The organism is Nocardioides sp. (assembly GCF_024509035.1).
Taxonomy (GTDB): domain Bacteria; phylum Actinomycetota; class Actinomycetes; order Propionibacteriales; family Nocardioidaceae; genus Nocardioides.
The window spans coordinates 1-26146 of record NZ_JANINT010000218.1 but is presented as its reverse complement, the minus strand read 5'-3'; the positions used below and the strand labels follow the sequence as shown (position 1 = coordinate 26146).

Here is a 26146-nt window from a genome sequence, read left to right as displayed (position 1 = left end):
CCACAGGTCGGCGTTCTCCCGATAGGCGCCGACTCGGCCAACCCTTGGCCAACCGGCCGCTCCCTACTGTGACCCGCACCACACCGGCCACCGATCGGCCACCCAGTCACCGTCCTCCAGGGAGTGTCATGACCCGGATCAGCCTCACCGTCGACGGAGCGCGGGTCTCCGACGACGTCGAACCCCGCATGCTGCTCGTGCAGTACCTGCGCGAGCGCCTCGGCAAGACCGGCACCGTGATCGGCTGCGACACCAGCAACTGCGGCGCCTGCACGGTCCACCTCAACGGCACCAGCGTGAAGTCGTGCAACGTGCTCGCGGTCCAGGCCGATGGCGCGGAGGTCACGACGATCGAGGGCCTCGCGACCGACCGGCAGCTGCACCCGGTGCAGGAGGCGTTCCGCGAGTGCCACGGCCTGCAGTGCGGGTTCTGCACGCCCGGGATGATCATGCAGAGCATCGACCTGCTCAACACCAACCCCCAGCCCACCGAGGAGGAGATCCGCCTCGGGCTCGAGGGCAACCTGTGCCGGTGCACGGGCTACCACAACATCGTGCGGGCCGTGCAGCACGCGAGCGGCCAGGCCGAGGGGGCGAACGCATGACCGCCACCCAGGAGCGCCCCTCCGACGAGGTCGAGAAGGAGATCGGCCGCGACCGGCGCCGCAAGGAGGACCAGCGGCTGATCACGGGCCGCACGCGCTGGACCGACAACATCACGCTGCCGGGGATGCTGCACCTCGCGATGGTGCGCAGCCCGTTCGCCCACGCGCGGATCGTCTCGATCGACACGAGCGCCGCCAAGCAGGCCACCAACGTCGTCGACGTGCTCACCGGCGCCGACCTCGGCGAGGCCCTCGGCGTGAACATCAACGCCTGGCCGATCACCCCCGACCAGGTCACCCCGACGCACTCGCCGATGCCGAGCGACCGGGTCGCGTTCGCCGGCGAGATCGTCGCGGTGGTCGTCGCGCGCAGCGCCGCCGAGGCGCGCGACGCCGCCGAGCTCGTCGACGTGGAGTACGACGAGCTGCCGGCCGCCCTCGACCTCAAGGAGTCGGCGGCAGACGCGGTGCTCGCCCACCCCGACCTGGGCACCAACAAGTCGGCGTACTGGGTCTTCGACTCCGGCGAGGCCGGCACCGGCGGCAGCGTCGAGGACGCCATCGCCAAGGCGCGCACTGACGGCATCGTCATCGAGCGGGAGTACCGGCAGCAGCGGCTGATCCCGGCGTTCATGGAGCCACGGTCGGTCGTCGTCGACCCGACCGGCGAGCAGCTGACGATGTGGTCGGCCACGCAGATCCCGCACATCCTGCGGTTCGCGCTGGCGGCCACGACCGGCGTGCCGGAGTCGAAGATCCGGGTGATCGCCCCGGACGTCGGCGGCGGGTTCGGCGGCAAGCTGCAGACCACCCCCGAGGAGTGGATCACCTGGGCGGTGGCGCGCCGGCTCGGGAAGCCGGCCAAGTACACCGAGACCCGGTCGGAGAGCCTGATGTCGGGCCACCACGGCCGCGACCAGTGGCAGAAGCTCACGCTCGCGGCCGAGAAGGACGGCACGGTCACCGGCTTCAAGGTCGACCTGCTCGCCGACCTGGGCGCCTACGTCTCCCTGGTCGGCGGCGGGGTGCCGGTGCTCGGCGCGTTCATGTTCAACTCGATCTACAAGTTCCCGGCCTACCGGTTCGCGGTGCAGACGGTCCTCACCAACAAGACCTGGACCGACGCCTACCGCGGCGCCGGGCGACCCGAGGCGACGTACGCCATCGAGCGGATCATGGACGAGCTCGCCGTCGAGGTCGGCGTCGACCCGCTCGAGATCCGCGAGAAGAACTGGATCAAGCACGAGGAGTTCCCGTTCACGACCGTCGCGGGTCTCGAGTACGACTCCGGCAACTACGAGGCGGCGACCGCGCGGGCCAAGGAGATGCTGGGGTACGACGAGCTGCGGGCCGAGCAGCGACGCCGTCGTGAGTCCGGCGACCCGGTGCAGCTCGGCATCGGCGTCTCGACCTTCACCGAGATGTGCGGGCTGGCGCCCTCGCGGGTGCTCGGGTCGCTCGACTACGGCGCCGGCGGCTGGGAGCACGCGAGCGTGCGGATGCTGGCCACCGGCAAGGTCGAGGTCGTCACCGGAGCCTCGGCGCACGGCCAGGGACACGAGACCGCGTTCAGCCAGATCGTCGCGGACCGGCTCGGGGTGGCGTTCGAGGACGTCGAGGTCCTGCACGGCGACACCCAGGTGGCGCCCAAGGGACTGGACACCTACGGGTCGCGGTCGCTGGTCGTCGGCGGCGAGGCTCTGGTCCGCGCGGCGGACAAGGTCATCGAGAAGGCCAAGCCGATCGCGGCCCACCTCCTCGAGGCCTCGGTCGACGACCTGGAGTTCTCCGGCGGCCGGTTCTCGGTGCGCGGCACCGACCAGGGGATGGCGATCGGCGAGGTGGCGCTCGCGACGTTCGCCGCGCACAACCTCCCCGACGGCGTGGAGGCCTCGATCGACGCGGACGCGACGTTCGACCCCGAGGCCTTCAACTTCCCGCACGGCAACATCATCAACCCGCTGATCGTCAGCGGGCAGGTGCACGGCGGCCTGGTGCAGGGCATCGCGCAGGCGCTGTGGGAGGAGGCGGTGTACGACGACTCCGGGACGCTGGTCTCCGGGTCGTTCGTGGACTACCTGCTGCCGACCGCGGCCGACACGATCAGCTTCGAGATCGACCACACCACCTCGCCGGCGACGACCAACACGCTGGGCACCAAGGGCGTGGGCGAGGCCGGCACGATCGCCTCGACCCCCGCGGTCGTCAACGCGGTCGTGGACGCCGTACGCCACCTCGGCGTCAACGACATCCAGATGCCGTGCACGCCCGAGCGGGTGTGGCGGGCGATCAACAGCGCCGGCTCGGGCGGGTCGACCGAGGGCGCGGCGATGCCTCACTTCGAGTCCGGCGGCGAGATGGGCAACCAGGAGCAACCGGGCACCAGCAGCACGGAAGGAGCCGGAGCATGATCCCCGCCCAGTTCGACTACCTCGCGCCGACCTCGGTCGAGGACGCGCTCGCCGCGCTGAGCGAACACGGCGACGACGCCAAGATCATCGCCGGCGGTCAGAGCCTGCTGCCGGTGCTCCGGATGCGGCTCAACGCGCCCGAGATGATCATCGACCTCGGTCGCATCGAGTCGCTGCGCGGCGTCCGCGACGACGGTGACGCGATCGTCATCGGCGCGATGACGCCGCACGCCGTGGTCGGGTCCGACCCGTTGGTCGGCGAGCACGCGGGCCTGATCACCAAGGCGGTCGAGCACCTCGCGGATGCGCAGATCCGGCACCGCGGGACCTTCGGTGGAGCGCTCGCGCACGCCGACCCCGCCGGCGATCTCGGGGCGCCGGCGTTGGCGCTGGGCGCCGAGTTCGTCATCCAGGGTCCCGGGGGCACCCGCCGGGTCGCGGCCGACGACTTCTTCGTCGACCTCTTCGAGACCGCGATCGGCGAGGACGAGATCCTCACCGAGGTGCGCGTCCCCAAGCACACCGGCTGGGGCTCGCACTACGAGAAGTTCGTGCGGGTCGCTCACCAGTGGCCGATCGTGGCGGTCGCCGCGACCGTGCGGGTCGAGGGCGGCACGATCGCCGAGGCGCGGGTCGGGCTGACCAACATGGGCTCCACGCCGCTGCGGGCCCGCGGGGTCGAGGAGGCGCTCGTGGGTCAGCCCGCGACCGAGGACGCCGTACGCGCCGCTGCCGAGCGCGCTGCCGAGGGCACCAACCCGCCCTCGGACCTCAACGGCGATGCCGACTATCGGCGCCACCTGGCCACCGTGATCACGCGGCGGGCCGTGCTCGCCGCGGCAGGTGCGTGAGCCCGTGGACCTGACCCACCGGTTCACCGTCCCCACCGGCGTCGAGGAGGCCTGGGCGCACTTCAACGACATCGCCTCGGTCGCCGAGTGCTTCCCCGGAGCCGCGGTCACCTCGGTCGAGGGCGAGTCCTTCCACGGCTCGGTCAAGGTCAAGCTCGGCCCGATCGCGCTCGTCTACAACGGCTCGGGCACCTTCGTCGAGAAGGACGAGGCCGCGCACCGCTTCGTGGTCGAGGCCAAGGGCAAGGACAAGCGCGGCAACGGTACGGCGGGCGCGACCGTCACCCTGACCATGGCTCCCTCAGGTGGGGAGACCGGTGCCGCCAGCACCGACGTCGAGGTGGTCACCGACCTCGCGATCACCGGCAAGCCGGCGCAGTTCGGTCGCGGCGTGATGCAGGACGTCTCCGACAAGCTGCTCGGCCAGTTCATCGACTGCCTCGAGCAGCGGATGGGCGAGCCCGAGGCGGCGGCCCCGGAGCCCGAGCCCGCCCCCGTGGTCTCCGACGCACCAGACGCATCTGTCCCCGAACCGCCCGGGGAGGAGCAGATACGTCAGGTGCGTGACCAACCGGCGCCGGGCCCGAAGCATGCGGCGTCGGCTCCGGCGGACGACTCGCTGGACCTCGGGGCGACGGTGCTGCCGGTGCTCGCCCGCACCTACTGGCGCCAGGCGCTGGGCGTCGTGGTGGTGCTGCTCGTGCTCCGGAGGCTGCTGGCGCGGCGCGGCTGAGCCGCGGGCGGTGCGCAGGTGTGCCGCGCCGGTGCGTGGGCACCGGGGCGCATGACCCAGACACCTGAAGCCCAGCCCGACGACCAGCCCGACGACCAGCCCGACGACCAGCCCAGCGACCAGCCCGACGAGCAGTACGAGGACCAGGACGCCGGCCCGGCGTCGCAACCCAGCGGCGCGGCGGCGCAGGACTCGCCGACCGACGACCAGGACGCCGGCCCGGCGACCGTGCCCGACGACACCCAGGGCGAGAGCTGAGCCCTAGGAGGCCGGGACCAGCTCGGGCTGCCGCAGGCCGTTGACCTCCGGGGTCAGCTGCGGCTCGAGCCGTGCGACGGCGAGCACGCCGCACAGCAGGCAGCCGACGACCAGCGAGCCGATGTAGACGCTGCCCAGGCCGTGCCCGACCAGCAGGCCGGCGATCGGCGGCGCGATCACGGCGGCGAGCTGGAAGGAGCCCGAGCTCAGGGCGTTGTAACGCCCGCGGAGGTGGTCGGGCGCGAGCTCGTTGACCAGCGCCGGGATCGTCGGCTGCAGCAACGTCTCGCCGAACGCGAACACCGACGCGCAGCCCGCGATCAGCAGCGTCGCGCCCCAGGTGCCGGACACCAGGCCCGTGGCGCCGAGCAGCACCCACGAGAACGCCCACACCACCGACATCACCGCGATGATCCGGGTTCGTCGCCGGCCCTCGATGCGCTGGAGCACGATGAGCTGCAGGACGACGATCACGAGGGTGTTGGCCGCGAACGCCAGCCCGAGTCCCTCGGTCGACACCTCCCCGACCGCCCGGGCGTAGGCCGGCATTCCCGCGTTGAGCTGGGAGTAGCCGACGTACGACGACACGAAGCTCAGCACCATCAGCGACGCGACCGCGGGCCGGCGCGCGACCTCGCGGTAGCTCAGCGGCGTCGGCGCCACCCCGCCCTCGTGGACCGGGCGGCCGGCGACGTGTCGCAGCGGCACCAGCATCAAGAGCAGGGCCGGGAAGTAGCTGGCCGCGTCACCGAGGTAGATCGCCTGGAACGTGACGAGCCGGTCGACGTCGACGAGCACGCCGCCGACGATGCCGCCGATCCCGATGCCGAGGTTGAGCAGGGTGAAGTTGACCCCGAAGTAGCGCTGGCGCAGCTGGGTCGGGACGACGGTCGCGATCAATGTCTGGAACCCCGGCCACGACACGCCGAACGCGACGCCGGAGAGCAGCAGGGCGGATGCCGCGAGCCACTCGGCCGAGGAGAACGCCAGCAGCGTGTTGGAGACGACCTGCAGCGCCAGGGCGCCCATGAGGATGCGGCGCGCGCCGAGCCGGTCGGTGGCCGAGCCACCGGGGCCGACGACGAACAGCCCCACGAGCGGTGGAAGCCCGAGCAGCAGCCCGACGTCGCTGAGCGCGAACCCGCGCACCTCGTGCAGGTAGACCACGTGGAAGGGCAGCACCAGCCCGGTGCCGATGAACTCGAACACCACGACCGAGAGCAGCAGCTTGCCCTCGCGCGGGAGGTCGTGCCAGAACGACATCAGGGTGGGGCGGGTCGGGGACGCGGGGCCGGTCGTCGTGCTCATCGCCGAGAAGTCTCCCAGCGCCCACCGACGCCGGGCGCGCGGTTTTCCGACGCCGCGCGGCTCCGACCCCTAGGCTCCGCCCATGAAGCGTCTGATCGCCACGGTCCTCGGCCTGGCCGTGGTGGTCTTCGTGCTGCTCCTCCCCGCGCTGCTGTGGGACGTCACGCTCGCGGACGAGGACCCCGAGCCGACCACGATCACGTCGTACGTCGCGCACTTCACGATCGACGACGACGGCGACCTCGCGGCGACCGAGACGATCACCGTGGACTTCCCGGTCAGCGACCGGCACGGCATCTTCCGGTTCTTCGACAAGGCCGACCGGAGCGCGCCCCACGCACGACGGGTGCCGCACGACATCGACGTCACGATGGACGGCGGCGCGGTGCCGTTCGAGGTGCTCTCGGAGGAGTCGGGCCGCATCGTCGACGCCAAGATCGGCGACCCCGGCTCGTACGTCGAGCCCGGCGAGCACGTCTACGAGATCAGCTACCGCATCGACGGGATCCTCGAGGAGGGCACCGACGGCACGAAGACCCAGCTGTACTGGAACCTCGTCCCCGCGGGGTGGCGCCAGAGCATCGCGAAGGCCGACCTGACCGTCGACCTGCCGGTCGACGCCGAGGGCGTGCGGTGCGCCGTGGGTGCCGGCGCGTCCGGCGGCTGCACGGCCGACGGCGACGGCACGCGGACCCTGCGGGTGCGAACCGGCCCGCTGGCGGCGAACACCCCGGTCACCGTGAAGGTCGGCCTCGACATGGACACCCCGCCGGCCGGCACGACGCTGCCCTGGACGGCCCGGTTCGACCCGGTGCTCGGCACCCACGTCGTCCTCCTCGTCGTGGTGGTCGTGCTCGCAGGCGCCGCCGGGGCGTTCGGGTTCGTCCTGGCCCGCCGCGCGCGCGAGACCGACCCGCAGTTCCCGCTGATGTACGCACCGCCGGAGGGGATCGGGCCCGCCCAGGCGGCGTACCTGGTCACCGAGAGCGTCGACGACGAGCAGTACGTCGCCACGCTGATGTACGCCGCCGAGAAGGGCGCGATCGACCTGGCCCGCGACGGCGAGGCGTGGACGATCACCGACAAGCAGGGCGCCGCCGGCTGGGCCGGCCTCGACCCGGTCACCTCGGGCGTCGCGCACCTGCTCGGCGGTCCCGGAACGTCGTTCACCGCGACGCCGAAGGACGTGGCCGCCGGCCAGCGGCTCAAGAGCGAGATCGACTCCTTCGAGGAGAGCACCCGCGACTGGGCCTCGGGCTCGGGGCTGATGGTGGGCAGCGGGCTGGGCGGTTTCGGCGGCGTGGTGATCGGCGCCTGCTTCCTGGCGGTCCTCGGCATCGGGATCGCCAACCCGTTCGACATGACCGTCATCGGTCTGGTCCCCGGGCTGTTCGCGGTCCTCGGTGCGCCGCTCGCGGCCCGAGGGGCCGGCACCCGCCGGACCAGGACGGGCCGCGACCTGTGGTCCCGCGCGGGCGGCTTCCGCCGGATCCTGTCCACCCCGTCGGCGCAGGACCGCTTCGACTTCTCCGGACGCCAGGACCTCTACACGGCCTACGTCCCCTGGGCGGTCGCGTTCGGCTGCGCGGAGGAGTGGGCCGGCAAGTACCGCACCGAGATGGGCACCGAGCCGCCGGTCCCGTCGTACTTCGGCCCGGGCTACGCCGGCGCCTACGCCGGATCGGCCGTCTCCTCGATGGTCGACGACTTCCAGTCCACCGTCAGCTCCGCGATCTCCTCCTACGAGGCCACCCAGAAGTCGTCGTCCTCCGGGGGCGGCGGGTTCTCCGGCGGCGGTGGAGGCGGCGGCGGGGGCGGCGGCTCCTGGTGATCCAGATCCCCTGACCACTGCACGTCTCGCAACTCTCTGAGGAGTTCACATGCTCATCGCCATCATCGTCATCGTCGTGGTGCTCGTCGCCCTGGTGGCCTTCGGCGTCATCGGCTTCAACAAGCTGCGCACGACCGACATCGGCGCGCAGGAGGCGCTCGGCGGCATCGACGTCCAGCTCACCCGCCGCGCCGACCTGATCCCGAACCTGGTCGAGACCGTGAAGGGGTACGCCGCACACGAGAAGGGCGTCTTCGAGGAGGTCACCGCGGCCCGTGCCGGGGTCCAGCGCGCGGCGAAGGGTGACAACGTGCCCGAGAAGGCGGTCGCCGACGCCCGCATGCAGCAGGCCCTGGTCAACCTCAACGCCGTCGCGGAGAACTACCCCGACCTCAAGGCCAACCAGAACTTCCTCGAGCTGCAGGCGCAGCTGGCCGAGACCGAGAACCAGATCTCCTTCGCCCGGCAGTACTACAACGACGCCGTCGCGACGCTCAACAAGCTGACCCAGACCATCCCGTGGATGTTCTTCACCGGTGTCGCCGGCGTGCACAAGCGCGAGTTCTACGACGCCCCCGACGGCCAGGAGCAGGCGCCGCAGGTCACGTTCTGAGGAGTCACGACCCGGCTCGGTGATCGAGCTCGTCGAGATCGCCGCGGCCGAGGCAGGGCGCCGATCGCAGACCGTGTCCAGATCACCCTTCGGGTGGAGCATGGGGCGATTTCGGCGGGGGTACTGGCCGGCCATGCAGATCCCACAGCCGCGCGGGCCGCTGACCGAGGCGCTCTTCAGCGCGCTCCGGTCGGTGTCCGACGACTTCTACTCCGTCCTCGCCGTCGGCTCGTCCGACGGGGAGGACGCCGCCCTGGCGCTCTGGGTGCTCTACGAGCTGCACTACCTCGGCTTCGACGACGTGCCCGACGCGCTCGAGTGGGACCCGCAGCTGCTGCGGCTGCGCTCGGTGCTCGAGCGCGACCTCGAGCTGCGGTTGCGCGAGCGGTTCACCGCACCGCAGGGGCTCTCGGTGGTCGACGACCTCCTCGACTGGGTCGACGAGCAGGACGGCGCCTCGGTGGCCGGCCACGTGCACCGTTACGCGGACCGCGAGCAGGTGATAGAGCTGCTCCGGGTGCGCTCGATCTACCACCTCAAGGAGTCCGACCCAGTGGCCTGGGTCGTGCCTCGGCTCGGCGTGGCCGCGAAGGCCGCGCTGATGGAGCTGCAGTTCGACGAGTACGGCAACGGCGACCCCAACCGCCTCCACCACCACCTCTACGCGCGGGGCATGGAGGCCAGCGGGCTCGAGGCGTCGTACGGCGCCCACATCGACGAGGCTCCGCTCGAGGTGCTCGAGCAGAACAACGCGATGTCGCTCTTCGGTCTGCACCGCCGCCTGCGCGGCGCCGCGCTCGGCCACCTGGCGGCCTTCGAGGCGACCAGCTCGCTGCCCTCGCGGCGGATGGCGCAGGGGCTCGAGCGACTCGGGTTCCCCGCCGAGATGGTCGAGTACTACACCGAGCACCTCGAGGCCGACGCGGTCCACGAGCAGCTCGCCGTGCGCACGATCTGCGGCGGCCTGCTCGCCGACGAGCCCGAGCTGGCCGAGGACGTCTGGTTCGGGGCGTTCACGTGCCTGGACCTGGAGGACCGGTTCGCCCAGGCGATGCTCGAGCGCTGGGGTCTCGGCGAGGAGCGCCAGGAGGAGGTCGCATGAACACCCCGCCGGATGGTGCGAGCACCCGCTTCGATCACCCCGACATGGTTCTGTGTCCTGGAGGGCCGATGCTGCTGCGGGGCAAGCACACGATCATGGACGCCGACGGTGTCGAGCACGAGACCACCCGCCCGGTCACCGCGGTCTGCCGGTGCGACAAGTCGGCGTCGTTCCCGTGGTGCGACGGCACCCACAAGGTGCTGCCCGACAGGCTCCGGCCGGCGTAGCCCGACGGGCGGACCCGCCGGGCGGACCCGCCGAGGCAGGACCGGTGCCGGCTCAGGATCGGTCGAGCCGGACCAGCACGCCGCGCTCGCCCCAGCGCACCTCGCTGATCTCGAGCTCGTCGTCCTCCTCGCGCAACCGGTCGCGGAGCAGGTCGACCTGCTCGACGCTGCCGAGCTGGAGCAGCACGGCGCCCCCGCGCATCAGGTGACCGCGGGCGGTCTCGACGCACAGCCAGGCGACGTCCATGCCGTCCGGACCGCCGTCGATGGCGAGCACCGGGTCCTCCGGGAACGTCGTGATCTCCGCCCGCCGCACCCACGGCGGGTCGGCGATGACCAGGGCGAACCGCTCGCTGTCGCGCAGCACCTCGTCCATCGACCCCTCGCGCACCTCGACCCGGTCGGCCAGGCCGGCCGCCGCCGCGTTGTCGCGGGCGTAGTCGCACGCCACCGGGTTGAGGTCGACGCAGACGAGCCGGTGGGTCGATGGGGCGATCGCCAGCAATCCGATCTGGCCCGCACCCGCGCACAGCTCGAGCACCGGCCCGGCGGGAGCGTCCGCGAGGATCTCGGCCGCCCACTCCGACTGGGCCGCGGTCCACGGCCGGGGACGCAGCACCCGGCCGTCGAAGGTGATCCGGAGCGGACCGAAGCCCACCGTCTCCGGGGCGTGGCTGATCGTGGTCATGCGCGGGTGGTACCCGCGCGCGGCAGTCGTCACGCCTGCCGCGCCACGACCCCGTCGGGCCGGTTCACCCGCTCAGAAGACATTGCGGGGGCGGAACTGCACCGAGATGCGCGGACCGGCGTGGGCGACCTTGGGGACGGCGTGCTCCCAGGTGCGCTGGCAGGAGCCGCCCATCACGACCAGGTCGCCGTGGCCCATCTCGATCGAGATCGAGGCGCCACCCAGCCGCGGGCGCAGCATCAGCCGGCGCGGGTCGCCGAGCGAGACGATCGCGACCATCGTGTCCTGGGTCCTGCCGCGCCCGATGGTGTCGCCGTGCCAGGCGACGCTGTCGCGGCCGTCGCGGTAGTAGCAGCACCCCGCGGTCACGAACGGCTCGCCCAGCTCGGGACGGTAGTGCGCCGACAGCGCACCCCGGGCCCGGGCCAGCGCGGGGTGGGGGAGCAGGTCGCCGACGCCGTAGGTGTGCAGCAGGCGGGGTACGTCGACCTCGCGGTCGTACATCTGGCGGCGCTCGGCCCGCCACGGCACTGCGCGCACCAGCGTCGCGAAGACGTCGTCGGCCTCGGGCAGCCACGCCCGGCTCACGTCGACCCAGGCGCCGCGGGTCAGGACCCGCCGGGTCAGCCCGTCGAAGGCGGGAGCCTGCGCCTCGGGCGCCTCGAACAGCGTTCCCTGGAAGTCCATGGACCCGAGCATACGCCCGAGTCGAACAGATGTTCGAGACCTATTCAGTGGCGATCGCGTCCAGGACGTTGAGCCGCGAGGCCCGGACGGCCGGCACGATCGCGGCGAGGACACCGACGACGACGGCGATCACGAGGAACACGACCAGCTGCCCCAGGGGCAGCCCGAGGCTGGTCAGGTTGTCCTTCAGCGACTGCCGCAGCAGCACGCCGATCACCAGGCCGAGCGCCATGCCGAGCAGCGCGCCGAGGACCGCGATCGCGACCGACTCCAGCGTGATCATCCGCCGCAGACGCGCCCGGCTCATGCCGATCGCGCGGAGCAGGCCGATCTCCCGGGTGCGCTCGATGACGGAGAGGCCGAGCGTGTTCACGATGCCGATCACGGCGATCACGATCGCCAGCGCGAGCAGGCCGTAGATCATGTACAGCAGCTGGTTGACCTGGTCGCGGATCGAGTCGGCGAACTCCTGCTTGTCATAGACGGCCACGACCGGTGTCGGCGCCACCGCGTCGTCCAGCGCCTTGCCGACCGCGACTGCGTCGGCGCCGGGCTCGAGGAGGATGCTGAGGCTCGTGTCCTGGCGCGGCACCCCGCCGTCGGCGAGGAGGTCGAGCGGGATGCTCACGTCGCCGGTGGTCTCACTGCCCTCGATGATCCCGGCGACCTCGAGGTCGAGGGCCTTCCCGGCGAGGAACGTCAGCTTCAGCGGCGCGCCGACCTCGAGCCCGTGGTCGTCGGCGAAGCCCGTGGTGACCAGCGCCTCCTTGCCCTGCAGCTGCTGGCGTCCGTCGGTGACGTCGAGGTCGTAGATGTCGTCGAACCCGGCGTCGTTGCCGGTCACGAAGACCGTGGAGTCGTCCACCTGCGCGGCGGTCCACTGCTGCCGGCTCACCGTGGCCACGCCGTCGACCTTCTCGAGGTCGTCGCCGACGACCGTGCTGAACGGCAGGAAGTTGCTGCTCTGCACCAGGAAGTCGGCGGTGAACTGCTCGTCCACGACGTCGTCGACCGATGTGTTGAGAGAGGCTGCGAGGACGCCGATGCAGGAGACCAGGGCCAGCCCGATCATCAGCGCCGACGCGGTCGCGCCGGTACGCCGGGGGTCGCGCAGCGCGTTCTCGCCCGCCAGTCGGCCGGTGGTGCCGAACAGCCGGCCGAACAGGCCTCGGCACAGCACCAGCACGGGACGGCCGATGACCGAGCTGATGCCGGCCGCGGTCAGGATCCAGATCGCCGCGGCGATGCCGACCCAGAGCGCGTCGGGGCCAGGGCCGCCGAGGACGCCGACCGCCGCGATGAGGGCGCCGAGGGCCATGACCGCGCCCCCGATGATCGTGCGGCGGCGCAGCGAGTGGCGCTCCGGGGCCGCGTCGGCCCGCATCGCGGCCACCGGCGCCACCTTGCCGGCACGCCGGGCCGGCAGGAACGCGGCGACCAGGGTCACGCCGATGCCGACGGCATAGCTGATGACCACCGCCGGCGCGTCGAGCGTCAGCGTGTCGCCCGCGATGTCGAGCCCGACCGCCCGGAACAGCGCGGCCAGCCCGCGGGCCAGCAGCCAGCCGAGCCCGATGCCGATGGTGGCTGCCACGGCCGACATGACCACGGCCTCGAGCAGCACGGACTGCGTGACCTGGCGCCGCGAAGCGCCGAGCGCGCGCAGCAGCGCGAGCTCGCGGCTGCGCTGCGCGACCAGGATCGTGAACGTGTTGACGATGATGAAGCCGCCGACGATGACCGCGATGATCGCGAACACCAGCAGGAACGTGGAGATCACGTCGAGGAACTGGCCGACCGCGTCCTGCGACTCCTCCGCCACCTGGTCGCCGGTCACCGCCTCGAATCCGGAGGGGGCCACGGTGGCGGCGGCCTCCGCGAGCTGCTCCTGGGAGACGCCGTCGGCTGCGGTGAGCGAGATCTGGTGGAACGCGTCGGCGCCGTCCAGGAACAGGTCCTGTGCGCCCTGCGTGCTGAACACGAGCAAGGTCGCGCCGGCGGTGCCGCCGCCGTTGAACTCCGCGGTGCCGACCAGGGTGGCCGTTCGCTGGGACTTGCCGAACGGTGCGAGCAGCTTCACCTCGTCGCCGAGCGCGTAGTCCCCGTTGTCGGCGGCCGCGTCGTCGAGGACGACCTCGTCGGGGGCGGTCGGCCAGCGGCCGCTGGTCAGCAGCATGGGCGGCTCGCCGGCCATGTTCGGGGTGTCGGTGTGGTTGAAGGCGAGCGTCGGTGCGCCGGTGCCGCCGATGAGCGTGCCGTCGGACGCGAGCAGGCTCATGCCGACGCCGACCACGTCGCCGTCGGCGCGCGCGACCTCGGGGAGTGCCGCCAGCCGGTCGACCACCTCGGGCGAGATCGTCTGCGACGTCGTGGCCCCGCCGGCGTCGAACGATGCCGTCTGCTCGGCCCGCACGACGCCGTCGGGGGTGGAGCTGTAGATGATGCTGTCGAACGTGGACGACAAGCCGTTGCTGAAGACGAGGACGCCCGACAGGAACGCCACGCCCAGCACGATCGCCAGGCCGCTCATCACGAGCCGCACCTTGCGGGCGACCAGGTTGCGCAGGGTCAGCTTGAGCACGACGCGCCCCTCAGGCCCGGGTGCTGCGCGCCGCCGCCAGCTCCTGCAGGCGGGTCATGTGCTCGAGGATCTGCTCGCGCTGCGGGTCCTGGATCTCGTCGACCACCAGTCCGTCGGCGAGGAACACCACCCGGTCGCAGTACGACGCGGCGACGGCGTCGTGCGTCACCATCACGACCGTCTGGCCGAAGTCGTCCACGCTGCGCCGCAGGAAGGAGAGCACCTCGGCCCCCGACGTGCTGTCGAGGTTGCCGGTGGGCTCGTCGGCGAAGACGATCGAGGGCTGGCTGGCCAGGGCCCGGGCGCAGGCCACGCGCTGCTGCTGTCCCCCGGACAGCTCCGTCGGGCGGTGGTCGAGCCGGTCGCGCAGCCCGACCGCGTCGATGACGGTGTCGAGCCACTGCCGGTCGGGCTTGCGGCCGGCGAGGTTCAGCGGAAGCAGGATGTTCTCCGAGGCGGTGAGCGTCGGGATCAGGTTGAACGCCTGGAAGACGAACCCGATCCGTTCCCTGCGCAGCGCCGTCAGCTCCTTGTCCTTCAGCCGCCCGAGGTCGGTCCCGCCCACCTCGACGGAGCCCTCGGTCGGGGTGTCGAGGGCGGCCATGCAGTGCATCAGCGTGGACTTCCCCGACCCCGAGGGGCCCATGATCGCCGTGAAGCGGCCGGCCTCGAGGTCGAGGCTCACCCCGGCCAGGGCGTGGACGGCGGAGTCGCCGGAGCCGTAGGTCTTGCGCAGGTCGACGGCGCGCGCCGCGGGCGAGGCGGCAGGGGGCGTGACGGTCATGGCAGCAGCCTGCCGGAAGCTCACCCGCGCCCGCCATCGGGGACACCCCTGAGTTCGACGTACGGCGCGCGATTGCGGCAGAGTAGGGCCGACGTTGCGACGGATCTCTCGGGATTGATCCCTCAAGTCCACGCTGTTCCTGCCGATCCGGGGACGCGGAGGTAGAACTCTGCCTAGAGTTCCTCCCGTGGACGAGTTGCTGGTGACTGAGGGACGTGCGCTCAAGCACGTCCAGGTGCGTGAGTACGTGCGCACTCTCGTCACGGGGGCGGCACCCGGTTCACCTGCACCGTCTGAGCGGGAGCTGGTGCATCGGTTCGGGGTCGCCCGCATGACGGTGAGGCAAGCGATGGACGCCCTCGTGGTCGAGGGCCTTCTGGAGCGGATCCCGGGGCGGGGCACCTTCGTGGCCCGTCCGCGCCGGGCCGCGAGCCGATTGACGAGCTACACCGAGGAGATGGCCCGGCGCGGTCTGCTGGCCGAGTCCCAGACGTTGCTGGCCCGCCGCGAGCAGGCCGGCCCCGGTGTGGCCCGGGCGCTGAACGTCACCGAGGGCGACGCCGTGATCCACTGGCGCCGGCTCCGTCGCGCGGACAGCCAGCCGATGTGCCTCGAGGACGCCTACCTCAACGAGGTGCTGATCCCCGGCTTCCTGCAGAGCGGCATGCCCACGAGCCTGTACGACGCCCTCGACGCGCGCGGCCTGCGCCCGACCTGGGCCGAGGACTCGATCAACGCCGACGTCGCGAGCGAGGACGAGGGCACCCTGCTCGAGATCGCCCCGGGCACCCCGGTGCTGCGTCACTCGCGTCGTGCGCTCGCCGGCGAGAAGGTCGTCGAGGTGTCGCGGACGGTTTACCGGGCCGACCGGTTCACGATGTGGATCCAGGTCGGGTCGGAGTCATAGCTGGCGGGTCATAACCCACCGAGTGGCGCGATGACGTCGCCGCTCTCCTCGCACACCCACACCGGGTCGGGGCCGCCGAGGTCGGGCTGGATGTAGAGCGCGTGCACGGGGGTGCCGTCGCCGCAGTCGCGGCAGACCGGCCAGCGCCCGACACTCTCGAACAGGGCGTCCTGGACGTCCTGGGCGACCAGCCCGGCGACGTACTGCTCGCCCTCGGGCCACTGCTCCGCCCACCACTTGCGCTGGGCCACCGCGTCCTCGAGGGCCGAGACCGCCGCTGCGGTGGCGTGGTTGCGGGCCTGCAGGTCGGCGAGCACGCGGGCACGCGCGTCGAACAGCAGGGCGTTGTCCATGCCCTCCATCATGCCCCGTCGCCGGTAGCGCGCGGCTCCCCGATCGGCCCTGCGGACCGGCCTACGATGCCCGCATGAGCGAGGCGCTCCTCGAGGTCACGGTGGTCGATCCCCGTGACGTCGCCGGCGCGGCCGAGGGCGGCGCCGACCGGCTCCACCTGGTCTCCCGCGATCCGGCCGGCGGGTCGGCGGGCAGCTCGCCCGAGCCTGCGCTGGTGTCGGCGGTGGTCCGCGAGAGCGACCTGCCCGTGTTCGTGCTGCTGCGGCTCAATGAGACGTGGACGACGACGGGCGGCGAGCTGAGCCGCCTCGTCGGGCTGGCGGTCGACTACCTGGGGTGTGGGGCCGCGGGGGTCTCGTTCGGCTTCCTCGACAGCGACCTCGAGGTGGATCGGGCGGTGTGCGCGCACCTCGCGGGCACCCTGCCCGACGTCCCGTGGACGTTCGGGCGCGCTGTCGACGACACCTTGGACCTGCGCCGGTCGTGGCGCTACCTGCTCGAGTTGCCCGGCCTGGTCGGCGTGCGGTCGGCAGGCTCGCCGCGTGGCCTGGACGCGGGCTACGACGAGCTGCTGGCGCTGGCCTCCTCCGACCCGACGATCGCTCGGCTGCTGGTCCCCGCCGGCGGGCTGGTCGCCGAGCACGTGCCGTGGTTCGTGCGGGCCGGCGTCCGGCAGTTCCACCTGGGGCCGCAAGCGCGACCGGGCGGGTCCTACAAGGCCTACGTCGACGCGGGTCATGTGCGCTCCTGGCGGCTGCTGCTCGACGACGCCGTGGACCAGCAGGAACGTCGCGAGCGCGGCCGCGCCGACCGATCCGACCGCACTGCCGGATGATCCTCATCGACCCGCCCAACGCGGCGGGGTACGGCCGGCTGTGGTCGCACCTGGCCAGCGACGTCTCCTACGACGAGCTGCACGCGTTCGCCGCGACCCTCGGCATCCCCCCGCGCGGGTTCGACCGTGACCACTACGACGTGCCGGCCGAGCGCTACGCCGACGTGGTCGCTGCCGGCGCGACGCCGGTATCCTCCCGCGAGCTCGTGCGACGGCTGATCGGTGCCGGCCTGCGGCGGCGCAAGCACGGCGGTCCCTGACCTTCGAGGGGTCGACACGCCGCGAACGACCCCTCGTACGTCAGGGACTATCGCGCCAGGCCGGCGAGCTCGCGGGTGACGTTGGTGCGCGCGGTCTCCTCCCACGCGTCGCGGGCGTAGGCGGTGTGGAACAGGTGGGGCTTGGCCATGAGGTCGCGCAGCACTGCCGCCCGGCCCTCGGCGAACAGCTCGTCGTCGACGTCGGCGTACTCCTCGCGCACGGCCGCGGCATACTCGCCGTAGCGCTCCTGGGGCGCCGCCAGGATCGCGAGGTCGGCGTCGCACAGCGCGCCCCCGTTGTCGTCGCCCGCGGCCGGCCGGTGGGTCTCGGTGAGCAGCACGAGCCGCACGACCTCGTCGACGACCTCGGGCTCGACCAGCGTCGGCAGCGCCTCGGCCGCCCAGGCCGCCGAGCGCCGCTCGGCCTCGGGCCGTCCGTCGTAGACCGCGTCGTGGAACCACGCGGCCAGCACGACCGCCATCCGGTCGAAGGCCACGTCCTGCGCGGACAGCTCGTGCACCCGGTCGAGGACCTCCATCAGGTGTCGGGTGTCGTGGTAGTGCCGGCCGGGGTGGTCGTACGCCGCGAGGAGCTGGGCGCCCAGCTCGCGGGATCCCGGCAGCGGCCAGGCGAGCAGGAGGTCCACCCGCCCATTGAAGACGGTGGCGGCGACGAGCCGCTACCGTGTCCCCGTAACGAGAACATGTTCTAGATATGGAGGGCCGATGGCCGCGAGCAGGGAGCAGATCCGCCAGGTCGTCGACCGCTACATCGAGCTGGTCGGGTCGGGCACCGCCGACGAGATCGTCGCGCTGTACGCCGAGGACGCGGTCGTCGAGGACCCGGTCGGGTCCGAGCCGCGGGTGGGACATGCGGCCATCCGGGAGCTGTACGCGACGCTCGAGGGCCTCGAGCAGCAGACCCGCCTGCTGGCGCTGCGGATCGCCGGCAGCGAGGCGGCGTTCCACTTCGAGGTCGCCACCATCGCCGACGGCGTCACCTACACGCTCGCCCCCGTGGACGTCATGCGGTTCGCCGACGACGGGACCATCACGAGCATGCGCGCCTACTGGGGCGAGGAGGACATGACGGTCGGCTAGCGGCGAGCGCCTCGTCCGCCTCGCGCAGCGGGCGACTCGGAGGCGCAGGCAGGGTCCTTCTGGTCGGCCGTCCGCGGGATGGCCAGGTCGCCGACGTACGTCTCCTCGCCCGTGGTGAGCTCGACGTCCGCGAACTCCCGGGAGTCGAAGTGGCAGTAGCCCTCGCCGCGCATGTAGCCGCCGCTGTTGGGCCCCGGCTGCACGACGATGGTCAGGCCGCTCTGGGTCGCGAGCTGGCCGTTGATGACGAAGTACCCGTCGGCTCCGCTGTAGGTCGAGGCGATCTCGTCGCCGGCCTTGTTGAACAGCCGGAGCAGAGCGCCCTTCGCGCCGTCGTAGGCCGGGTCGAGCACGACGTCCGGGGCGCCGGCGTCGACGAGGTTGCCGGTGATCCAGCCGCCCCGCTGGGTGATGTCGAACTTGCCGAACGCCATCTGGCCGGGCTTGACCGAGGCGCGCAGGACCGAGCCGGTCCTGGCGAACCAGACGCCGGCGCCGTCGAACTTCATCGTGTAGGCGCCGGGGTAGAGGCCCTTGAAGACCGCGGTGCCGTTGCGGGCCGTGCCCGTCCACCACTGGCCGGTCTGCTTGCTCATCACCGTCACGGGGGTGGTGTTGCGCAGCCGCCCGGCGGGGGTGAAGAGGTAGACCGTCATGCTGCCGGCCTTGGTGGTGAGCGCGATGTCGACGTTCTTGCCCTGACCTGGCTTCACCGACCCGGCCCAGATGCTCTTCCCGACCCACTGCTTGCGCTTGTCGTAGGTGAAGACGGAGTACTGGCCCTGCGGGAGCCCGCCGATCGCGAACTGGCCCTTGCTGTTCGCGGTCGTGGCGAACGACTGCTCGGTCTTGTTCGCCGCCACCAGCCGGGCCCCGCCGAGCGGCTTGCCGCCGGCCTTGGCGGTGCCGGTGATCGCGGCGCCCTTCCACATCGTCACGGTCTTGGTGGTGATGTCGTTGGCGCGGACGGTGACCTGGATGTCGGTCGGTGCGTACTTCGTGACGTCGTACGCCGGCCGCTGGTCGACGAACTGGAGGTGGTACGTGCCCGGCGAGAGCCAGAGCGAGTAGCCGTCGGCCTTGCCGAGGGAGCGCTGACCCAGGTAGCTCCAGTTCTTGTCGAACCAGAGCATCTTCAACGCCGGCTGGTCGCGCTGGGGGAACTTGATGGCCCCGTTCGCCAGGCCCTTGTCGTCGGCTGCCTGAGCGGCGGGTCCCGGAGCGGTCGCGAGCAGGGCGGCGAGCAGCGAGACCACGACCGCCAGCAGGGCGGCGCGACGGGGGCGAGCGGGGGAGCGCATGACGACCATCGTAGGAGCGGCGCCTTCAGGGCCGCTCAAGCCGAGATCAGCGTTTGCTCAAGATGCGCGGCGGCTGGTCCGCTGCTCGCGCCCGGGCGTCATCGCCCACCGGATCGTGCCCGTCGCGAGCGTGCCGAGCGCGCGCACGACGGTGCGCTCGGAGACCGGCAGCCACGGCAGCCGCAACGGACGGCGACTCCACCGCGGCATGAGTGCGATCGCCGCGGCCACCAGGACGCCGTACGGTGCCCGCGCGGCCAGCGGCAGCGGGGGCTTGAGCAGGACGTAGGCCACGGCCTCGCGGGCCTCGGGGGTGGCGCGCAGCTCGGGTCGGTAGGACGCCAGCGTCGCGGCCAGCTCGGCCTCGGTCGTCGGCGGGTCGAGGACGCCGAGGCGCCGAGCGACCTCGGCGGTCTGCGCCACGTAGCGGTCGCGGTCGGCGCCGACCAGCGGATCCTTGCCGTAGACGTCGTGGGCCCGCAGGAAGCTGTCGATCTCGGCGACGTGCACCCAGCCGAGCAGGTGCGGGTCGGAGGCGGCGTACGGCGTCCCGTCGGCCAGGGTGCCGACGACCCGGTCGTGGATCGCGCGCACCGCGTCGACCGCGCGCTGGGCGTCGTCGGCGTGGCCGAACGTCGTCACCGCGATGAAGCGGCTCGTGCGCGCGAGCCTGCCCCACATGTCGCCGCGGTAGCCGGAGTGCTCGGCGACCCCGCGCATCGCAGCGGGGTGGAGGGTCTGCAGCAGCAGCGCGCGGATGCCGCCGACGAACATCGACGCGTCGCCGTGCACCCGCGCGATCGGGCTGTCCGGGTCGAACCACCGCGGCCCCGGGCGTCCGTGGATCCGCGCCGCGTGCTTGGCCCCGTCAGGACCCGCGACGCGCAGGAAGAGCTGCTCGCCCAGCCGCTCCCGGATCCCCGCCATGCACCGAGCGTACGGGGCGGACCAGGGCAGCTCAGGTCACGAAGCGTCCCAGGTGCGCAGCCAGATGCTGTGGTCGGCCTCGGCGAGCTTGGCGAGCGCGTCCTGCGGCAGCGGGTCGAAGGTGTCGGTGATGACGTAACCCTGCTGGCCGCGGGTGGAGAGGTACTGCCCGGTGACGTTGGCGTTGGCGTCGGCGAGCAGGTCGTTGACGCTGGCCAGGACGCCGGGCACGTTGTCGTGCAGGAAGCCGATGCGGTGGCCGGCCTCGAGCTCGGGGGCCTGCACCGTCGGCAGGTTGACCGAGAGCTCGGTGCGGCCCTGGCGCGCGAACGCCGCGAGCTTGGCCGACACGAAGTGGCCGATCTCCTCCTGCGCCTCCTGCGTGGAGCCGCCGACGTGCGGGGTGAGGATGACGTTGTCGAGGCCGCGCAGCACCGACTCGAAGGTCTCGCCCTGGGCCTTGGGCTCGACGGGGAACACGTCGATGGCGGCGCCCGCGATGTGGCCGGAGAGGATGTGCTCGCGCAGGGCGACGTCGTCGACGACCATGCCGCGCGAGGCGTTGATGAACAGGCTGCGCGGCTTCATCTTCGCGAGCTCCTCGGCGCCGAACATGCCCGCGTTGCCGGGCCGTCCGTCGACGTGGAGGCTGACGACGTCGGCCTCGGCGAGCAGCTCGTCGAGGCTGCGCATCCGCTGGGCGTTGCCGTGCGCGAGCCGGTCGGCGGTGTCGTAGAAGATCACCCGCATGCCGAACGCCTCGGCGACGTTGCCCAGCTGGGTGCCGATGTTGCCGTAGCCGACGATGCCCAGGGTCCGCCCGCGCACCTCGTGGCTGCCTTGTGCCGACTTGTCCCAGATGCCCTCGTGCATGCGCTGGGTCTTCTCGGTCAGCCGGCGGCCGAGGGCGATGATCTCGCCGATGACCAGCTCCACGACGCTGCGCGTGTTGGAGTACGGCGCGTTGAAGACCGCCACGCCGCGCTTGCTGGCCGCGCCGAGGTCGACCTGGTTGGTGCCGATGCAGAAGCAGCCGACCGCGAGCAGGTCGGTCGCCGCCTCGAAGACGCGCTCGGTGAGGTGGGTGTTGGAGCGGATGCCCAGTAGCGAGACGCCGGGCAGGGTCGCGACCAGCTCGTCCTCGGAGAGGGCGCCCGACCGCAGCTCGACGTCGAAGCCGTGTCCTTCGAGGATCTCGACGGCGGCCGGGTGGATGTTCTCGAGCAGCAGCACCTTCACGATCGACCAGCCTAGGTCTGCGGCACCCCGCGACCGAAACGGCGCCGATCCGTGGACGGCGCTGTCCGTCAGGTCACAGATGGGGTAGCCGGTGCCGATTCGACCACGGTGGCGCCCCGTCAACGGCATAGTTGCCGAGCATGGGACCACGCCGGCGGATCGCCGTTGCAGCTCTGGCGGCACTCGCCGCCACCACCCTGACCACCGGGGCGGTGTCCGCCTCGCCCGGAGCGACCCCCGCGGGGGTCGGTGAGCGCGTCGGCGCGACCGATGTCGGCACCTGGACCGTGCAGGACCTCGGGCAGGGCCGGTACGTCGTCGCGTGGCGCTCGCCCACGCGCTTCCCGATGACCTCCGACCGGCCGACGATCATCGGCCCGGCCGACGCCCAGGTGGGCACCCCCGAGCTGGACGCCGACGGACGCACGGTGCGCGCGGTCGTCACCGCCGAGCGACGGCCCGACCCGGCGACGTACGACGTCCTGCTCTCCGGCGACCGCCTCGACACGCGCGGCGACGACCGCTACCGGTCGACCACGACACCGGCTGCGAGCAAGGCCCTCGACCTGCCTGGCACGATCACGCTGCCGACCGACCCCGCCACCCGCGGCGACTTCGCGGTGACCACCAGCGACTACGAGCTCGACCCGGTGAAGCTGCCCGGGATGCCGGTGCCGATCGAGATGGTCGGCCACGTCGTCGAGCCCGCCGCCGACGCCGCCACCGGACCGCGGCCGCTGGTGCTGTTCCTGCACGGTCGCCACAGCGTCTGCTACGACCCGAAGGACCCCGACGCCTACGGCGACTGGCCCTGCCAGGCCCCGCTGAAGGAGATCCCGAGCCAGCTCGGCTACGACTACATCCAGCAGGTGCTCGCCTCCCAGGGCTACGCGACGGTCTCGGTGCGCGTCAACGGCATCAACGCCCAGGACTACCGGCTGCCCGACGGCGGCGCGGACGCGCGGGCCGAGATCGTCGAGCGACACCTCGAGCACTGGGCCGACATCGCCGCTGCCCACCAGGTCGACCTCGACCGGGTGGTGCTCGTCGGTCACAGCCGCGGCGGCGAGGGCGTCGACCGCGCCTCGATCCAGATCCCGCTGAGCGCGCCCTACCGGATCGTCGGCCAGGTGCTCATCGCCCCGACCGACTTCGGCTCGCAGACGGCGCCGTACGTCCCGACGGTGACGCTGCTGCCCTTCTGCGACGGTGACGTCAGCGACCTCCAGGGCCAGAAGTTCACCGACACCGCCCGCGACCTCACGACCGGCGACACCTCCCTGAAGAGCTCGGTGCTCGTGATGGGCGCCAACCACAACTACTTCAACACCGAGTGGACGCCCGGCCTCGCCCAGGCCCCGGCCTGGGACGACTGGGGCGGCGACCCCAAGGGCGCGTGCGGCAAGCGCGATCCCGACCGGCTCAACCCGCGCGAGCAGCAGACGGTCGGAACGGCGTACGTCGCCGGCGCGGTGCACCTGTTCGCCGGCGGCGACCAGGCGATGCTGCCGCTCTTCGACGGCTCGCGGGTGCGGGTCGCGTCGACCGGCGACGCCCAGGTCCTCAGCCACGCCATCGGTGGCGGCCGCGACGAGCGGGCGCCCGGTCTCGGCGCGGAGCGCTCGCTGCCCGACGGAGCACGTACCCGCCTGTGCCAGGGCGTGAGCTCGACGCGGGTGGCGTCGTGCACCAACGGGATCGAGTACGGCGGCGTCCGCCCGCACTGGCCCGAGGAGTACGAGCACGTGCCCACGCGCACGTTCTTCGAGATGGCGTGGACGGCCGCCGGACAGTCCGGCGGGCTGCTGCTCGACGACCCGCTCGACCTCAGCAGCGGGCGCCTCGAGCTGCGCACGATCGTCGACCCCGCCACCGGTCCCGCCGACCTGCGGGTGCGCATCACCGACGCCGACGGCGGCTCCGCGGTCCTCGACCCGGCGTACGGCGCCCTGCCGCCGATCACCGGTGGGATGGACACCCAGAAGTACTGGGCGCAGACCCTCGTCGCCGACCCCGCCGGTGCGACCGGCGTCGACCTCGCCCGGATCGTCCGTGTGGACCTGGTGAGCACGAGCGCGCGGGGCCGGGTCTGGGTCGCGGACCTCGCGGCGGCTCCGACCGAGCTCGCGCCGGTGCCCGAGCTGCGGATGCCGACGATCGACGTCGGCACCCTGCGCATCCCCGAGGGCAACCGGCGCCGACCGGTGACGGCGTACCTGCCGTTCCGCGTCACGGGCGACCTCACCCGGTCCGGACGCCTGATCGTGATGACCGCCGGGCAGGAGCGCGGCAGCACGCAGCGCTTCACGCTCGACCTCGCGCCCGGCCAGACGCGGGGCGAGATCCCGATCAGCTACACCCCGGACCGCGCGGACGACCAGGACAAGGCCACGACGATGGTCACGACGTGGGCCGCGCGCAACGTGATGACCGACGGCTACCTCGGCCGCCTGGTCGTCCTCGACGACGACCCGACGCCGCGCACCGTCGTGAAGCCGGTCTCGCGGACCGTCCACGAGGGCGAGTCGGCGCGGTGGCAGATCACGATGGACAAGGGCGTCGACTACGAGCAGTTCGTCAGTGGCCGCGTCGTGCGCGGCCCGGCGCCCACGGTGAGCGTCGGCGACGTCGGTGAGACGTGGGTCGCGCAGCACCTCGGCCCCGACGCCGACCTCGACAAGGCGCTGTGGACGTTCCGGCCGATGCTCTTCGAGCGGATGCGCGCCGGTGTGCGGACGCTGGAGATCGCCATCCCGATCCGCCGCGACACCGTCGCCGAGGACCGCGAGTCGATCACGCTGCGCCTCAAGGTGGGCAAGAAGGCCTACACGCGGACGGTGTACGTCGCACCCTCAGACTGAGTGCTCGCTGTCTCGGGCGGCGAGGCCTCCGGTCTCCTGCCCCTCGTCGGTGGGTCGGGCGAGGTCTGGTCGCCCCGGGGACGTCATACGACCTGGTCGCCTGAGCAGCCACCTCGGATGACGTCCGCCCGGCCGATCCGGGACGTCATACGAAGCGTGCGTCCGAGCCACAGGAACGTATGACGTCCGGGGGTGACCACAGGTCGGCGTCCCCCAGGAGGACACCGACCCACCCAGCTCAGATCTGCGGGATGCCCGCCAGCGCCGCGCTGAGGTCGGCGTCGGACAGCGGGTCGTCCTCGAGGCGGCCGGCGAGGAAGGCCTCGTAGGCGCCGAGCTCGAGCAGGCCGTGCCCGGACAGGCCGACGACGATCACCGGCTCCGCGCCGGACTCCGCCGCTGCCAGCGCCTCACGACGGGCCTGCGCCAGCGCGTGCGACGACTCCGGCGCCGCCACGATGCCCTGGGTGCGCGCGAACTCCAGGCCGGCCTCGAAGCACTCGTTCTGGTGCAGCGCGGTCGCCTCGATGAGCCCCTCGTGGACCGCGTGCGAGACCAGCGGCGCCATGCCGTGGTAGCGCAGCCCGCCGGCGTGGATCGGCGAGGGCACGAAGTCGTGGCCCAGCGTGTACATCTTCATCAACGGCGTGAGCCCGGCGGTGTCGCCGAAGTCGTAGCGGTACTCACCGCGGGTCAGCGTCGGGCACGAGGTCGGCTCGACGGCGAGGATCCGCGGGCTCTGGGCGCCGGCGAGCTTCTCGCGCAGGAACGGGAACGCCAGGCCCGCGAAGTTGGAGCCGCCGCCGGCGCAGCCGATCACGACGTCGGCGCCGGGCTCGCCGGCCTTGGTGAGCTGGCGCAGTGCCTCCTCGCCGATCACGGTCTGGTGCAGCAGCACGTGGTTGAGCACCGAGCCGAGCGCGTACTTCGTCGTCTCGTCCTGTGCGGCGACCTCGACGGCCTCGGAGATCGCGATGCCGAGCGAGCCGGGGTGTCCCTCGGGGAACGCCTTGCCCGACTCGGTGAGCCGGCTCGGCGAGCGGTGCACCGAGCCGCCGAAGACCTCGATCAGCGTGCGGCGCTGGGGCTTGGAGTCGTACGACGCCCCGACCTGCCACACCTCGCACTCGAGCCCGAACAGCGAGCAGGCGTAGGCGAGCGCGGTGCCCCACTGGCCGGCGCCGGTCTCGGTCGTCAACCGGCGTACGCCGTGCAGGGAGTTGTAGTAGACCTGCGGGACCGAGGTGTTGGTCTTGTGCGAGCCCGCGGGCGAGACCCCTTCGTACTTGAAGTAGATGCGCGCCGACGTGCCGAGCTTCTGCTCCCAGCGCCGCGCGCGGTAGAGCGGGCTCGGGCGGTACTGGCGGTAGACCTCGCGCACCGGCTCGGGGATCTCGACGTACCGCTCGGTGCTGACCTCCTGCAGGATCAGCTCGATCGGGAACAGCGCGGCCAGGTCGTCGGGGCCCACCGGCTCGTGGGTGCCGGGGTGGAGCGGCGGGGGCGGCGGGGTCGGCAGGTCCGCCACGACGTTGTACCAGTGGGTGACCTGCTCGGACTCGTCCAGCGTGAACATGACCTGGTCGGCGCTCATGAGGCGCAGCGTAGCGATGCCGCACCCCGGGCGCCGGGGTCTGCCAGCGGCCGAGACGCGGGCCACGGACGGGTGCGATCTGGCGCCC

The 26146-nt window shown here is 72.2% G+C and carries 25 protein-coding genes; 14 read left to right on the top strand and 11 right to left on the bottom strand.

The genetic code is table 11. From position 1 onward, the window contains the following. The first annotated feature begins 128 nt into the window (after positions 1 to 128). The 5 genes from Q0L15_RS15625 to Q0L15_RS15605 are packed head-to-tail and all read left to right on the top strand — an operon-like array spanning position 129 to position 4858. Positions 129 to 605, top strand: coding sequence for a (2Fe-2S)-binding protein (locus Q0L15_RS15625; RefSeq protein ID WP_296605377.1), 477 nt, complete (start codon positions 129 to 131; stop codon positions 603 to 605). Then, a complete protein-coding gene (locus tag Q0L15_RS15620) occupies positions 602 to 3016 on the top strand; it encodes a xanthine dehydrogenase family protein molybdopterin-binding subunit (RefSeq protein WP_296605376.1) in 2415 nt (804 codons plus the stop codon). Before Q0L15_RS15625 ends, Q0L15_RS15620 begins: the two co-directional genes overlap by 4 nt. Beyond that, entirely contained in the window at positions 3013 to 3867 is an 855-nt protein-coding gene (locus tag Q0L15_RS15615) for a xanthine dehydrogenase family protein subunit M (protein WP_296605375.1), read from the top strand. Before Q0L15_RS15620 ends, Q0L15_RS15615 begins: the two co-directional genes overlap by 4 nt. Positions 3868 to 3871: 4 nt before the next feature. Further along, complete coding sequence (locus Q0L15_RS15610; protein WP_296605374.1) at positions 3872 to 4600, top strand: SRPBCC family protein; 729 nt, start codon at positions 3872 to 3874, stop codon at positions 4598 to 4600. 51 nt (positions 4601 to 4651) lie between these two features. Then, positions 4652 to 4858: a hypothetical protein gene (locus tag Q0L15_RS15605; RefSeq protein WP_296605373.1), complete on the top strand. Its 207-nt coding sequence runs from the start codon at positions 4652 to 4654 to the stop codon at positions 4856 to 4858. 3 nt (positions 4859 to 4861) lie between these two features. On the opposite strand, the gene Q0L15_RS15600 is transcribed toward Q0L15_RS15605, so the two are convergent. Beyond that, the gene (locus Q0L15_RS15600) at positions 4862 to 6166 is read right to left on the bottom strand and encodes an MFS transporter (RefSeq protein ID WP_296605372.1); all 1305 of its coding nucleotides are present in this window, start codon (positions 6164 to 6166) and stop codon (positions 4862 to 4864) included. Positions 6167 to 6248: 82 nt separating this feature from the next. Between Q0L15_RS15600 and Q0L15_RS15595 the strand changes: the two genes are divergently transcribed. The 4 genes from Q0L15_RS15595 (at position 6249) to Q0L15_RS15580 (ending at position 9939) form a co-directional block, all read left to right on the top strand. Next, positions 6249 to 7997 (top strand): DUF2207 domain-containing protein, encoded by a 1749-nt coding sequence (locus Q0L15_RS15595; protein WP_296605371.1) that lies wholly within the window; start codon positions 6249 to 6251, stop codon positions 7995 to 7997. Positions 7998 to 8046: 49 nt separating this feature from the next. Continuing rightward, a complete protein-coding gene (locus Q0L15_RS15590; RefSeq protein WP_296605370.1) occupies positions 8047 to 8610 on the top strand; it encodes a LemA family protein in 564 nt (187 codons plus the stop codon). 133 nt (positions 8611 to 8743) lie between these two features. Then, on the top strand, positions 8744 to 9712 hold the full coding sequence (locus Q0L15_RS15585; RefSeq protein ID WP_296605369.1) for an iron-containing redox enzyme family protein: 969 nt from the start codon (positions 8744 to 8746) through the stop codon (positions 9710 to 9712). Continuing rightward, positions 9709 to 9939, top strand: a complete 231-nt coding sequence (locus tag Q0L15_RS15580) for a CDGSH iron-sulfur domain-containing protein (RefSeq protein ID WP_296605368.1) — start codon at positions 9709 to 9711, stop codon at positions 9937 to 9939. The genes Q0L15_RS15585 and Q0L15_RS15580 overlap by 4 nt, the downstream gene beginning before the upstream one ends. Before the next feature lie 52 nt (positions 9940 to 9991). Here Q0L15_RS15580 and Q0L15_RS15575 read toward each other — a convergent pair whose 3' ends face one another. The 4 genes from Q0L15_RS15575 to Q0L15_RS15560 form a co-directional block, all read right to left on the bottom strand. Beyond that, positions 9992 to 10627 (bottom strand): class I SAM-dependent methyltransferase, encoded by a 636-nt coding sequence (locus Q0L15_RS15575; RefSeq protein WP_296605367.1) that lies wholly within the window; start codon positions 10625 to 10627, stop codon positions 9992 to 9994. Between the two features lie 72 nt (positions 10628 to 10699). Then, positions 10700 to 11314: an alpha-ketoglutarate-dependent dioxygenase AlkB gene (locus tag Q0L15_RS15570; protein WP_296605366.1), complete on the bottom strand. Its 615-nt coding sequence runs from the start codon at positions 11312 to 11314 to the stop codon at positions 10700 to 10702. Positions 11315 to 11354: 40 nt separating this feature from the next. Further along, entirely contained in the window at positions 11355 to 13895 is a 2541-nt protein-coding gene (locus Q0L15_RS15565; RefSeq protein WP_296605365.1) for an FtsX-like permease family protein, read from the bottom strand. A gap of 10 nt (positions 13896 to 13905) precedes the next feature. Beyond that, positions 13906 to 14679 (bottom strand): ABC transporter ATP-binding protein, encoded by a 774-nt coding sequence (locus tag Q0L15_RS15560; protein WP_296605364.1) that lies wholly within the window; start codon positions 14677 to 14679, stop codon positions 13906 to 13908. A 187-nt stretch (positions 14680 to 14866) separates the two neighbouring features. On the opposite strand from Q0L15_RS15560, the gene Q0L15_RS15555 reads away from it, so the two are divergent. Beyond that, positions 14867 to 15586 carry a GntR family transcriptional regulator gene (locus tag Q0L15_RS15555; protein WP_366939582.1) on the top strand — a complete coding sequence of 240 codons (720 nt, stop codon included), beginning with the start codon at positions 14867 to 14869 and terminating at the stop codon, positions 15584 to 15586. An 8-nt stretch (positions 15587 to 15594) separates the two neighbouring features. Here the strand turns inward: Q0L15_RS15555 and Q0L15_RS15550 are convergent, their stop codons facing one another. Beyond that, the gene (locus tag Q0L15_RS15550; RefSeq protein ID WP_296605362.1) at positions 15595 to 15939 is read right to left on the bottom strand and encodes a hypothetical protein; all 345 of its coding nucleotides are present in this window, start codon (positions 15937 to 15939) and stop codon (positions 15595 to 15597) included. Between the two features lie 74 nt (positions 15940 to 16013). Between Q0L15_RS15550 and Q0L15_RS15545 the strand changes: the two genes are divergently transcribed. Next, positions 16014 to 16775 (top strand): copper homeostasis protein CutC, encoded by a 762-nt coding sequence (locus tag Q0L15_RS15545; RefSeq protein WP_296605361.1) that lies wholly within the window; start codon positions 16014 to 16016, stop codon positions 16773 to 16775. Further along, a complete protein-coding gene (locus Q0L15_RS15540; RefSeq protein WP_296605360.1) occupies positions 16772 to 17035 on the top strand; it encodes a DUF4031 domain-containing protein in 264 nt (87 codons plus the stop codon). Before Q0L15_RS15545 ends, Q0L15_RS15540 begins: the two co-directional genes overlap by 4 nt. Before the next feature lie 47 nt (positions 17036 to 17082). Here the strand turns inward: Q0L15_RS15540 and Q0L15_RS15535 are convergent, their stop codons facing one another. Next, positions 17083 to 17682 carry a hypothetical protein gene (locus tag Q0L15_RS15535; RefSeq protein WP_296605359.1) on the bottom strand — a complete coding sequence of 200 codons (600 nt, stop codon included), beginning with the start codon at positions 17680 to 17682 and terminating at the stop codon, positions 17083 to 17085. A 79-nt stretch (positions 17683 to 17761) separates the two neighbouring features. Between Q0L15_RS15535 and Q0L15_RS15530 the strand changes: the two genes are divergently transcribed. Beyond that, a complete protein-coding gene (locus Q0L15_RS15530; protein WP_296605358.1) occupies positions 17762 to 18136 on the top strand; it encodes a nuclear transport factor 2 family protein in 375 nt (124 codons plus the stop codon). Here Q0L15_RS15530 and Q0L15_RS15525 read toward each other — a convergent pair. The 3 genes from Q0L15_RS15525 to serA are packed head-to-tail and all read right to left on the bottom strand — an operon-like array spanning position 18133 to position 21603. Next, positions 18133 to 19437 carry a collagen binding domain-containing protein gene (locus Q0L15_RS15525; RefSeq protein WP_296605357.1) on the bottom strand — a complete coding sequence of 435 codons (1305 nt, stop codon included), beginning with the start codon at positions 19435 to 19437 and terminating at the stop codon, positions 18133 to 18135. The genes Q0L15_RS15530 and Q0L15_RS15525 overlap by 4 nt on opposite strands. A 57-nt stretch (positions 19438 to 19494) precedes the next feature. Further along, entirely contained in the window at positions 19495 to 20364 is an 870-nt protein-coding gene (locus tag Q0L15_RS15520; protein WP_296605356.1) for an oxygenase MpaB family protein, read from the bottom strand. Positions 20365 to 20400: 36 nt separating this feature from the next. Beyond that, positions 20401 to 21603 carry a phosphoglycerate dehydrogenase gene (gene serA, locus Q0L15_RS15515; RefSeq protein WP_296605355.1) on the bottom strand — a complete coding sequence of 401 codons (1203 nt, stop codon included), beginning with the start codon at positions 21601 to 21603 and terminating at the stop codon, positions 20401 to 20403. Between the two features lie 140 nt (positions 21604 to 21743). On the opposite strand from serA, the gene Q0L15_RS15510 reads away from it, so the two are divergent. After that, positions 21744 to 24464, top strand: coding sequence for a hypothetical protein (locus tag Q0L15_RS15510; RefSeq protein ID WP_296605354.1), 2721 nt, complete (start codon positions 21744 to 21746; stop codon positions 24462 to 24464). Positions 24465 to 24702: 238 nt separating this feature from the next. Here Q0L15_RS15510 and Q0L15_RS15505 read toward each other — a convergent pair whose 3' ends face one another. Beyond that, positions 24703 to 26058: a TrpB-like pyridoxal phosphate-dependent enzyme gene (locus tag Q0L15_RS15505; protein WP_296605353.1), complete on the bottom strand. Its 1356-nt coding sequence runs from the start codon at positions 26056 to 26058 to the stop codon at positions 24703 to 24705. Positions 26059 to 26146 lie beyond the last annotated feature (88 nt).

What these genes read in the sequence shown, in the direction of transcription:
- Q0L15_RS15625 (WP_296605377.1), top strand. Translation starts at nt 129, where the DNA reads ATGACCCGGATCAGCCTCACCGTCGACGGAGCGCGGGTCTCCGACGAC.
- Q0L15_RS15620 (WP_296605376.1), top strand. Translation starts at nt 602, where the DNA reads ATGACCGCCACCCAGGAGCGCCCCTCCGACGAGGTCGAGAAGGAGATC.
- Q0L15_RS15615 (WP_296605375.1), top strand. Translation starts at nt 3,013, where the DNA reads ATGATCCCCGCCCAGTTCGACTACCTCGCGCCGACCTCGGTCGAGGAC.
- Q0L15_RS15605 (WP_296605373.1), top strand. Translation starts at nt 4,652, where the DNA reads ATGACCCAGACACCTGAAGCCCAGCCCGACGACCAGCCCGACGACCAG.
- Q0L15_RS15600 (WP_296605372.1), bottom strand. Translation starts at nt 6,166, where the DNA reads ATGAGCACGACGACCGGCCCCGCGTCCCCGACCCGCCCCACCCTGATG.
- Q0L15_RS15595 (WP_296605371.1), top strand. Translation starts at nt 6,249, where the DNA reads ATGAAGCGTCTGATCGCCACGGTCCTCGGCCTGGCCGTGGTGGTCTTC.
- Q0L15_RS15590 (WP_296605370.1), top strand. Translation starts at nt 8,047, where the DNA reads ATGCTCATCGCCATCATCGTCATCGTCGTGGTGCTCGTCGCCCTGGTG.
- Q0L15_RS15585 (WP_296605369.1), top strand. Translation starts at nt 8,744, where the DNA reads ATGCAGATCCCACAGCCGCGCGGGCCGCTGACCGAGGCGCTCTTCAGC.
- Q0L15_RS15580 (WP_296605368.1), top strand. Translation starts at nt 9,709, where the DNA reads ATGAACACCCCGCCGGATGGTGCGAGCACCCGCTTCGATCACCCCGAC.
- Q0L15_RS15575 (WP_296605367.1), bottom strand. Translation starts at nt 10,627, where the DNA reads ATGACCACGATCAGCCACGCCCCGGAGACGGTGGGCTTCGGTCCGCTC.
- Q0L15_RS15570 (WP_296605366.1), bottom strand. Translation starts at nt 11,314, where the DNA reads ATGGACTTCCAGGGAACGCTGTTCGAGGCGCCCGAGGCGCAGGCTCCC.
- Q0L15_RS15560 (WP_296605364.1), bottom strand. Translation starts at nt 14,679, where the DNA reads ATGACCGTCACGCCCCCTGCCGCCTCGCCCGCGGCGCGCGCCGTCGAC.
- Q0L15_RS15550 (WP_296605362.1), bottom strand. Translation starts at nt 15,939, where the DNA reads ATGGACAACGCCCTGCTGTTCGACGCGCGTGCCCGCGTGCTCGCCGAC.
- Q0L15_RS15545 (WP_296605361.1), top strand. Translation starts at nt 16,014, where the DNA reads ATGAGCGAGGCGCTCCTCGAGGTCACGGTGGTCGATCCCCGTGACGTC.
- Q0L15_RS15540 (WP_296605360.1), top strand. Translation starts at nt 16,772, where the DNA reads ATGATCCTCATCGACCCGCCCAACGCGGCGGGGTACGGCCGGCTGTGG.
- Q0L15_RS15530 (WP_296605358.1), top strand. Translation starts at nt 17,762, where the DNA reads ATGGCCGCGAGCAGGGAGCAGATCCGCCAGGTCGTCGACCGCTACATC.
- Q0L15_RS15525 (WP_296605357.1), bottom strand. Translation starts at nt 19,437, where the DNA reads ATGCGCTCCCCCGCTCGCCCCCGTCGCGCCGCCCTGCTGGCGGTCGTG.
- Q0L15_RS15520 (WP_296605356.1), bottom strand. Translation starts at nt 20,364, where the DNA reads ATGGCGGGGATCCGGGAGCGGCTGGGCGAGCAGCTCTTCCTGCGCGTC.
- Q0L15_RS15510 (WP_296605354.1), top strand. Translation starts at nt 21,744, where the DNA reads ATGGGACCACGCCGGCGGATCGCCGTTGCAGCTCTGGCGGCACTCGCC.
- Q0L15_RS15505 (WP_296605353.1), bottom strand. Translation starts at nt 26,058, where the DNA reads ATGAGCGCCGACCAGGTCATGTTCACGCTGGACGAGTCCGAGCAGGTC.